Below are 9,841 nucleotides of genomic sequence, written 5' to 3' on the forward strand. Positions count from 1 at the left end.
CTACATGTACTGCATTTCCTTGTTCATTATCCTCGCAGTGGAAGCGGAGACCTTCTCCGGGAGTTCATCGATTCGCTTCTGTACCGCCGGGATGAGTTTGTCGATCTCTCTGATCATGCGGCCGCGGTTGCCCTGAACCTCGTCATGCCATCTATTGGCCGTTTTGCCGACCCAGGACTTACCGGTCTTGCCGTCTCCGCCCACGTCCTGAGTTGCCGCCTTCAGGCACTTTTTGAGCTCTTTGACCTCATCTACGAGATTGGTCTTCAATGTCTCAAGGCGAGCCCTATAAGGGTTATCGACCTTCGGCTCTTCGTCCGCACCCTTGCCCTTGTCGTCCGCCCCCACTGCCCCTCCAGCGTTGCGTCAAGCTATTGTTGGCCAGATTTCCCAGGTTGATGCATGTCGAGAATACGGAGCGCCCAAGGCCCCGAGCAAGGGAACTTCGGGGCGGCGCCGGGCGGATGACGACGATCGACCCATTGCGATAGCATCGGCCCCGGCGGGCGGACTGTTCGCCTGGCTTTCGATACACGGGGAGGCACGCCATGGGAATTAAGGGCGCAGACACTACTCGACTCCGGAGTCTTTCCGGGACCTTCAAGACTCAGCATGGCAACCTTGATGATCTGATCCGTGCCATTTCGACGGGTACGAGCCACAGCGAGGAGTTCTGGAAGGGCCCCCGAGCCAACCGATTCCGGGAGGAATGGGACAAGCTGAAGCCTCAGCTGAAGAACTTCCTGACGTCTCTTGAGAATGCCCGCAAGGAGACGCACGACGCCGCGCAGGCGAACGACAACGCCAACGACTAGTAGCGACTGGTCAAGCATGGCTTGCTGAGCCTTAGTTGCGGGTCGGCCGACCCTGCTTCGAGCCACAGCCTCAAGTAACGCATCCGGGCCGCGCAGTCGATCGACTGCGCGGCCCGGATGCGTTTGCTCCGTTCCAGCCCTCAGCCCGGCAACACCGCCTGCGCAGGCATCACTTCACCGCCCTGCACCAGAAGTCCACGTCCGGTCGGTCCACCGGTAGCGCTGTTCGAAGTGATCCGGATGTTGAACATCTCCCCGTCCGCCGAGCCCTGTGGTGAAAGCAGCAGACCGTTGCGGGACCGACGTGCCTGAACCACGAAACCGCGGTACTGCGAGGAGAGAGTGTCCACCGCGCCCGCCGCGATCACGCCGAGGCCGCCGTCCATTCCCCGGCGGATCTCTTCCTCCAGAGCCTCATCCAGCGGGGTGTCGTAGATCAGCTCCGCGTCGTCCACCACGATGACGTACGGGCCTCGCGCGCTCTGGGTCAGCTCCTCCAGTTCGTCGCTCGAACTCTCGCTGTCGAGTGTCCCCAACACACCGCTCTCAGCGACGAGTTCACGCAAAGGTGATCGCCTCGGCGTCACCAGAATGACCTCCGTACCGCGGTGCAGCAGCGACATCGTCGCCGCAACCAACGTGCTGGACCGCCCCGACTTCGGCGGGCCCGAGATGACGAAGCCGGGACCAGACTCCTCCAGGTCCATGCCGAGCGGCGACAGTTCGTCGCCACCGGCCGCGAAGAGCGCCCACAGTTCCGACGGCGGGGTGAAATCGGGCTGCAGCGCCATGGCCTCGGAGGCCGTGATGCGGGCCGGCAGGACATCGACGCGGATCGGGCGCTGGTCAGGACCCGGGCGGTCGTGCATCTGGGCTGCCACCCGCGCGACCTCCTGGAGCGCCGCCACTTGCGCCTGACCGTTCGGGTTCTCGGCGAGAAGCGCGATCTGGCTCTCCCTGACTCCGTCGTCGGTCGCCTTGAGGGCCCGGCCCGATGGCACTTCCTTCGGTACGTCCTTCGGCATGATGCCCGCGAACGAATAGTCCTGTGGGTCGGCGAGCCTCAGGACAAGGCGCTCGGCAAAGGAGCTGGCGATCTCGCCCATGAGGCCGCTCCGGTCCGTCGCGAGGACGACCTTGACGCCGACAGCAGCGCCCTCACGGAAGATCCGCTTCGCCGCCTCGACGAGGCGTCCGTAGTCGTAGTTCTCGAAGGCGAGCCGGAACGCGTCCCAGCCGTCGATCAGGACAACCATCCACGGCAGCCGTTCCTCGGGGCCAGCCGCCGCGCGCTGCTCTGCCGCGCTGGACTGGCCCTTCTCGGCGAGCAGGAGCTGGCGTCGTGCGACCTCGTCGAGAAGCCTGCCGAGCAGCCGGTCGACGCGCGCCGTCTGGTCCCGGGTCACCACAGCACCGCAGTGCGGAAGAGCGGTCAGCGGTAGCAACGCGTTGGCGCCGCAGTCGATGCCGTAGATGTGGACGTCGCTGGGGCCGCAGTTCTGTGCGAGCGCGCCCGCCACCGTACGCAGGGCGGTGGAGCGACCGGAGCGGGGGCCGCCCGCGATCATCAGGTGCTCGCCGTCCGCCAGGTCGAGTGCGAGCGCGGCGCGCGCCTGCTCGGCCGGCAGGTCGGTGAGGCCGAAGCGGACGGGCCGTACCGAGTCGGCGCCGACCGGCGGCGGAGGCAGCTCGGGCAGCTCCGAGATCTGCACCTGGGTGGCGATCGGCGGCAGCCAGGGGCTGCGGGGCGTAGCGCAGCCCAACTGCTTCGCGCCGTCGGCGATCGCGTCCACAAGGACGGCGAGGTCGGTGACCAACGTGCCATCATCGCCGTCGTCCTGGGCCTCGCGTGGCGGCGGATGCCCGTAAGCCGTCCAATTCAGCGGATTCACGGTGACCTGCGGTGCCGCGTCGAGCCCAGGACGGCGGCCACCGATGCGGGCGGTCTGGACACCGACGAGGGACTGTGCACCGGAGCGTACGTAGCAACGGCCCGGTGTGGCCTTGGAGATGTTGCCGGAGTCGGCGGCATCGATGACGTCGCGGGACTCCTCGCCGTTGGTGACACGCAGCGCGATGCGGAGATTGGTGTTGGCGCGGATGTCTGCGCTGACGACACCCGCGGGGCGCTGTGTGGCGAGCATCAGGTGCACGCCGAGGGAGCGGCCTCGCCGGGCGATGTCGACAAGGCCCGCGATGAAGTCCGGGAGCTCAGCCACCAGCGAGGCGAACTCGTCGATGACGAGCATGAGCCGTGGCATGGGCTCCAGTTCAGGGCGCAGCCTGCGGGCGTCGTTGTAGTCCTCGATGTCCTTGGTCTCGGCCTCGAAGAGGATCTCCTCGCGGCGCTTCAGCTCGGCGGCGAGCGAGGCGAGCGCGCGCTCCGTCAGGTGGGCGTCGAGGTCGCTGACCATGCCGACGGTGTGCGGGAGCCGCGCACAGTCCAGGAAGGCGGATCCACCCTTGTAGTCGATGAGGACGAAGTTCAGGGCGTCCGGGGTGTTAGCGACCGCGAGCGAGGTGATGATCGTCTGCAGCAGCTCCGACTTACCGGCACCGGTGGTACCGGCGATCAGGGCGTGCGGTCCGTCGCGCCGGATGTCCAGGACGAACGGTCCGTCGGCGGCCAGGCCAATCGGCGCCGCCGTGGTCGATCCGCCTCGCTGCCAGATCCGGGCGATGTCCGCGCCGGTCGGGTTCGGCATTTCCAGGAGGTTGAGCAGCCGGGCGGCCGTGGGCAGCGCGCTGTCGGCGTCGTCGCGGCTCACATCGCGTACGGGGGCCAGGGCGCGGGACACCCGCTCGCACCAGGCGGTGGAGACCTGGTCGGCGAGGATCTGGCCGACTGCCTCATATCCGTACCCGCGCAGGTGGACGCGGGTCGGTGAGTCCGGGGTCCAGCAGACAGCGGTGCGGCACTCCTCGGGTAGCAGCCGTTCGTCGGCGTCGACGCACAGTGCGAAGATCCCGACTGCCGGGCCTTCCTGAAGTAGCTGCGGGACGCCGGGCACACGGCGCAGCAGCCGCGCGCCGTCGAGGACGAGCAGCACCTGGGAGTCGGGGCGCAGCGCGTTGAAGCCCCCCTGGTCCTTGGCCGCCTGCTGGCGGCGCTGGAGTTCGTTGAGAAGCTCGGTGACGCGGCGGGAGATGGACTCGGCGTCGGTTCCCACCAACGCGACGCAGTTCTGGCCCTGTTGAGGGCTGGTGTGCGGGAGCCACTGGGTCCAGCTCCAGTGTTCCGCCGCATCCTGCTCCGAAGAGAGGACCACCAGGGAGAGATCGCGCGGGCTGTGCAGGACTGCGGCCTGGGCGGCCAGCCACCGGGTGGTGGACACCGCGCGGGACCGGTCTCCGGCGACGCCGACAACACCGAGCTCCGCGAAGGGCAGCGTCAGCGGGACGTTGGTCACCACCGGCGGCTGCGGCTCCTCGTCCTCCTCCACCATGGCGCCGCGGGCGTGGGCCAGGTCGATCTCGGCACGTAGATCGCCGAAGCCCACCCGCAAGTGCATCGCGTCAGCGTCTGTGATCCGCCGCTCCCACAGGCGTCGGCGCGGCCCGGTGGCGAACAGGAGGAGCTGTCCCGGGTCCGGGAACGCCTCGCGGCGGCGACGCTGGTCGACCTCGCTGAGCCGCTCCACCTCGGCCTCATGGTCGGCCATGGCCTTCTTGTACTCCTTGAGGGCCGCGCCGTACTTCTTCTTGCCGTGCCGCCGGTCGCTGTACCACTGGCCGATCATCATGAGCGGCGACATCAGGCAGAAGAGGAGGAAGTAGACCGACTTCATCATGAAGTACATGCCCACGCCGAAGAAGAGCGGCAGGAGCATCGAAAGCAGCTGGAACCTGTGCGCCTCGTCCTTCTTCGGCTCCACCGGAACGAGCAAGCGGGGATTGGCCCGTGGCGAAGTCAGGCGGGGCGGGCGGTTGTAGGCAAGGCCGCCTTCTCCCGCGGGCGACAAGTGGGCGTCTGGTGCACCCACTTCGGAGAGGCTGAAGAGCGATTCTCCGGACTTCAGGAGTGCGCCTGGCTGCCACTCTCGCGAGCCGATCACCGACTCGTCGTCGAGGGCGAGCGCGACACCTTCGTACGGGGCGATCTCCACCCGCCCCTTGATGTCGACGATCACCCGCACCGCATGCTGCGCCAGGTAAGGGTCCTCGACGGCCAGCGTCGCACTGGGCGTGGAGCCGATGGTGCTGACTCCGGCGTTCAGGCGGGCCACGCGTCCCGCACCCGCACCACCGCTGACCGTGATCTCGTATCGGCCCGCAGGCTCACCGTCGGCCATGAAGGGCCCGATGGCGTCGTCGGTGGTCAGGCGTACTCCGTCGCGGAGTGCCCCACCGATCCGCGCCTGCGGGTCCCAGAACCTCCCGTCGACCCAGAGGCCGGCGCCGGTGGAGACCTTCTGCGCTTCCCACGACGGAGTACGGCCGGGGAGCGGATTCACCACCTCGGGGGCCTGGAAAGACATGAACGCCCGTGGGTCACCCAGCCGCTCCACCGCCGCGGCCACTTCGGCCGCGGTGCTGCCCTCGTCGATGTTGATCAACGCTTCCTGTGGTGCGGCTCCTTCCCGGACCACGGTCGCCCGCACTCGCATCGGTACGCGCCCCTCCCGCTCAGCTGTCGTGTGTATCGCGTGTCATCAGGTGTTCGGTACTTCCTCTACCGCAACCCCGGGAGCAAACGTTCCCAAGGCTTCGGCGAGACGTCTACGGTCCAGCTTCCACAGGTTGATGTGCCTGCTCGCCAGGAAGACGTCGTGGTCGACGTGCGGTGCAAGACGACTGGTCTGCTCCCGACTCAGTCGAGAGTTGGCTCCTGGAAGCTGTGGCGCGCCCGGCCGGCGGCGCAGGCCCACATAGTCCATGGGAGAGAGCCCGGCCGTCTTCTGCTGCCACAGGAGCACCGCCTGGATGTCCCCCCAGGGAACGAAGGCTGTCTGCCGCGCGTACTTCGCGGGAGCACCCCCCAAGGTCACTCCTTGGTCGTCGACGCGAAACGCGACGAGGCGGCGCGCCACAGCGCCACTCAAGAGCTGGATCGGCGTCCAGGTGTAGTGGACTTCATACGCTGGGAAGCGATGTGCAGGCATGGGCGGATCGTAATCCTTGATGCTCGCCGACCGTAGCCGGGTCCGCATCACACAGCCGGTAAGGCATAGATCTCAGACCCGTGCGTGGCCAGCAGACGGTTCCCTGAAGCCGCCAAGTGCCACGGCGCACCCGGGGTCTTGTTGTCGTTGTAGTTCCAGCGAGGCTCGCCGTTCTTGGCCTTCAGGGCGACGATGCCTCCTTCGTCCATCGCGGAGGCCCCATAGAGAGTCGGGCCAACCCGCACGAACTCCGTCGGGGCCTGTCGGGCGCCCGGATCTTCGCAGAGCCAGATCTTGCGGCCCGACTTGGCGTTGACCGCCCACACACCTCCGTCGTGATCCCGGACGTAGAGCACTCCCCCGATATATGTAGGGCTGTCGAACCCCCGACGGCCGTTGGGTGGCAACGTCCAGCGGACATCGCCGGAGTCCATGTCGACCCCGGTCAGGTTCTCACCGGGGAGGAAGATCAGACCGTCGGCGGCAGCGGGCGTCCACTGCCAGTCGTCGCCGATCTTGTTGCTCCACAGCTGCTCGCCCGTGCCGGTGTCGCGCACGGTGATGTTCATCTTGGAGTCGGTGTAGATCAGCCGCTTGCCGACCACGGTTCCGTCGACGTCGTAGTCATCGGTGCCCCAGTCCCGCCGCCGCAGCCACGTCTGTCTGCCCGTGCTGTGATTGATGGCGGCGACGGCTGTACGGAAGTCGGTGGCGCTGCGCGATTCGCCGAAGTCCGTCACCGTGACGTACACATTCTTCTCATCGACGGCGATCATGTTTTCCACCTGTAGCTTCTTGCCCAAGCGGCTGCGCCAAGCTTCCCTGCCCGTGCGCGCGTTCAAACCGATCAGCGCGCCGTCGCCCTCGGTGCTGACCATGAACAGCTTGCCCGCGGCCAGCAACAGCGGGGCTCCGACAGGCAGCTCCGCCGCGCTGGTCCAGCGCTTCTTGCCCTGGTCCTTCACGTCGTATGCGATGAACGGATCGGCGCTGATGAGGAGCATGCCCTCATGCGTCAACAACCGCCGCGTGGAACTGATGCTGTCCTCAGCCGTCGATTTGTGCCACAACGGCTGCGGTGCCACTCCGTCGGGGGGAGTAGTGAACTTCTCAGGCTTCACACCGCTCTCGCCGGGCGCGCCAGGTGAAGCAGGCGACCCGTCATCCTTTGAGAGCCACCAGGCGGCACCTCCACCGACGGCGGCCACGCCTACGACGCCCGCCGCCACTCCCAAGATCCTTCGCCTTGAGGTCGAGGCGCCCTCGTTCCGAGGGAGTGCGCCCAACTCGGTTATTCCTGACGCAGGGGCCCCATACTGCGGTGGCCCAGCAGGGAATGCTCTCGCTCCCCCGCTCGGCACATCCACGACCGGCGCAGGCGGCCCGAAGGCGGCTGCCGGGCGGACCGCTGGTCCCTCAGGCGTCTCCAGGTCCAGAATTCCCGCCGCGTGTGTCGCAATCGTCGAAGCCACCGCGGACGGCAGCCAGTCCGCCAGTGCACTGTCCACCCCTTGCGGGGCCAGCGCCGCCACGACCTCCGTGGGAGTGGGCCGTTGTGCCGGGTCCTTCAACAGGCACGCCCTCACCAGTCCCTGGAGGCGCTGGGGGACATCCGTGAGATCCGGCTCTCCATGGACGACCTGATAGAGCATCGCCGCGTGTGAGCTGCCCTCCCCGAAGACATTGCGGCCCGTGGCCGCGAAGGCCAGCACAGCACCCAACGAGAAGATATCTCCAGCAACTCCGACATCTCTCCCCATAGCCTGCTCCGGCGGCATATAGCCGGGCGAGCCAACCACAACTCCAGTCTGCGTCAGACGATTTCCGTCGATCGCCCGCGCGATCCCGAAGTCGATCACTCGCGGACCGTCTGCAGCGAGAAGGACGTTCGACGGCTTGAGATCCCGGTGAATAAGGCCTGATGCGTGGATCTCCGTGAGTGCAGCTGCAAGTCCGGCCCCCAGCGCCACCACGGTGCCTTCGGGCAGAGCCCCGTGTCCGCCGACCACTTCGGTGAGATCAGGGCCCAGAACGTACGACGTGGCGAGCCACGGAAGCGCGGCGTCCGGAGCTGCGTCGACAACGGGCGCGGTGTAACGGCCGGAGACCGCGCGGGCAACCTCGACCTCATGCCGGAACCGAGCCCTGAAGTCCCCGTCCGCAGCGAGATCAGGGCGCACGACCTTCACCGCAACCGTACGACCACCGGGCGAACGGGCGAGATAGACACGGCCCATCCCACCTGCGCCAAGTCTCCGCAGAAGCCGATAACTGCCGAGTTCTCCCGGGTCGTCCGCTTGCAGTGGTTCCATGCTCCCCGCCCCTGTCGTCGCTTCGGCCTGTGCTCCGCTCCTACTCGCGTACACAGTAGTGAAGCGTGAGACGAGGGAAGTCAGAGAGGCGACCGGAGACAGAGCGCAGGGGCGCATACCGGCGTACTCACCCCACCCGCGACAACCGGGCTCTAGGGTCGCCCGCGTCCGGATCGTCCGACGCGTACATGAGGTCCTTGCCGTCCGGGCGCAGATACACCGTGTGAGCCGTCTGCGCGCACTGGCCGCCGTTGCCCTTCGCGCCCTTGCCCGTCGCCACCAGTTCCTTCCCGGTGGCCGACTTCAGGGTGAGGACGTCGGTGCAGGTGTTGCCGATGGGGTCGCGCTGGAGCACCGTGCCGACCCGCTCGCCGGGCTTCGCCTGGCGCAGGGTGACCGTGAACGTGCCCAACGGGATCTTCCCTCCGCTCGCGTCGGCCTCGCCGCTCCACCGGCCGAGGTAGGCCGCGGGGACCTTGCCGGGGCCGGGCTCTGCGGATCCGTCGGCGGGGGTGCTGGGCGTGGCCGTCGCCGCCGGGGGCTGTCCGCCCGCGTCGTGCGACGTGTCCTTGTCGTCCGGCAGCATCCCGAAGACGAACACCGAACCGACCGTGACGGCGGCCAGTGCGCCCGCCACCGCGAGGGCGACCGTGCAACTGACCCTGCGCCCGCGGCCGTCGGGCCCTTCGGGCGCGGAGGTGGCGGCCACCGAGACGGAGAGCCTGCCGGGGGCGGGCTCGGAACGGGGTTCCGGCACCGCGGCGGGGGCCGGGGCCGCGTCGGCGTACGCGGGAGAGGGTGCGGAAGGTCCGGAGGATGCGCACGAAGGGTCCGGCGGCCCGAACGACCCCTCCACGGAAGGCATGTTGAAGGCCACCGGCCCGGAAGCCGCGTCCACGGGCGCCACGTCCGCGCCCGGTCCCGCGCCGGCCCCCGTGTCCAGGTCGAGCAGCCGCACCGCGCTCCGGCTCACCCGCTCCACGACGGGACCCGGCAGCCAGCCCGCCGCCACCAGCGCCGCCGCGCCCTGCGGGGCCAGCCGCCGGGCGAGTTCCTCCGGGCGGGGCCGCGCCGCCGCGTCCTTGGCCAGGCAGGCCGCGGCGAGGTCGCGCAACTCACCGGTCAGCGCGCCCAGTTCGGGCTCCTCGTGGACGACCTTGTAGAGGAGGGCGGCCGAGGAGTCGCCGGGGAAGGGCGACTCGCCCGTCGCCCCGTAGACCAGGACGGCGCCCAGCGAGAAGACGTCCGAGGCGCCCGTGACGCCCTTGCCGAGGATCTGCTCGGGCGCCATGTAGCCGGGCGAGCCGATGGAGACGCCGGTGGAGGTCAGCGAGGCCGTGCCGTCGGTGGCCCGCGCGATGCCGAAGTCGATCAGGCGCGGCCCGTCCAGCGTGAGCAGGACGTTCGACGGCTTCACGTCGCGGTGGACGAGCCCCAGGCCGTGCACGTGCGCCAGCGCCTCGGCGAGCCCGGCCCCGAGGACGCGTACGGAGTGCTCGGGCAGCGGCGCCCCCTCCCGCACCGCCTCGGTGAGCGAGGGCCCGGCCGCGTACCCCGTGGCCACCCACGGCACGGACGCCTCCGGGTCCGCGTCCAGGACGGGCGCCGTCCA

The 9,841-nt window shown here is 68.5% G+C and carries 6 protein-coding genes; 1 reads left to right on the forward strand and 5 read right to left on the reverse strand.

Translation table 11 applies throughout. The annotated features are described in order from the left end of the window. Entirely contained in the window at window positions 1-348 is a 348-nt protein-coding gene (locus AOK22_RS12440) for a hypothetical protein (protein ID WP_193433216.1), read from the reverse strand. Window positions 349-548: 200 nt separating this feature from the next. Here AOK22_RS12440 and AOK22_RS12445 point away from each other — a divergent pair, with 200 nt between their 5' ends. Next, the gene (locus tag AOK22_RS12445) at window positions 549-815 is read left to right on the forward strand and encodes a WXG100 family type VII secretion target (protein WP_055698672.1); all 267 of its coding nucleotides are present in this window, start codon (window positions 549-551) and stop codon (window positions 813-815) included. Window positions 816-955: 140 nt separating this feature from the next. Here AOK22_RS12445 and AOK22_RS12450 read toward each other — a convergent pair whose 3' ends face one another. The 4 genes from AOK22_RS12450 to AOK22_RS12465 all read right to left on the reverse strand — a co-directional run. Continuing rightward, the gene (locus AOK22_RS12450; RefSeq protein WP_055698673.1) at window positions 956-5,422 is read right to left on the reverse strand and encodes an FtsK/SpoIIIE domain-containing protein; all 4,467 of its coding nucleotides are present in this window, start codon (window positions 5,420-5,422) and stop codon (window positions 956-958) included. Window positions 5,423-5,467: 45 nt separating this feature from the next. Further along, on the reverse strand, window positions 5,468-5,917 hold the full coding sequence (locus AOK22_RS12455; protein WP_055698674.1) for a hypothetical protein: 450 nt from the start codon (window positions 5,915-5,917) through the stop codon (window positions 5,468-5,470). A gap of 47 nt (window positions 5,918-5,964) precedes the next feature. Continuing rightward, window positions 5,965-8,229, reverse strand: coding sequence for a protein kinase domain-containing protein (locus tag AOK22_RS12460; RefSeq protein WP_055698675.1), 2,265 nt, complete (start codon window positions 8,227-8,229; stop codon window positions 5,965-5,967). Window positions 8,230-8,356: 127 nt separating this feature from the next. Then, a partial coding sequence (locus tag AOK22_RS12465; protein WP_244164759.1) for a protein kinase domain-containing protein occupies window positions 8,357-9,841 on the reverse strand: 1,485 nt, incomplete at its 5' end.

The sequence above is a fragment of the Streptomyces silaceus genome (assembly GCF_001419745.1).
Taxonomy (GTDB): Bacteria; Actinomycetota; Actinomycetes; order Streptomycetales; family Streptomycetaceae; genus Streptomyces; species Streptomyces silaceus.

Coding starts and splice junctions, on each gene's coding strand:
- AOK22_RS12445 (WP_055698672.1), top strand. CDS start 549: ATGGGAATTAAGGGCGCAGACACTACTCGACTCCGGAGTCTTTCCGGG.
- AOK22_RS12450 (WP_055698673.1), bottom strand. CDS start 5,422: ATGCGAGTGCGGGCGACCGTGGTCCGGGAAGGAGCCGCACCACAGGAA.
- AOK22_RS12455 (WP_055698674.1), bottom strand. CDS start 5,917: ATGCCTGCACATCGCTTCCCAGCGTATGAAGTCCACTACACCTGGACG.
- AOK22_RS12460 (WP_055698675.1), bottom strand. CDS start 8,229: ATGGAACCACTGCAAGCGGACGACCCGGGAGAACTCGGCAGTTATCGG.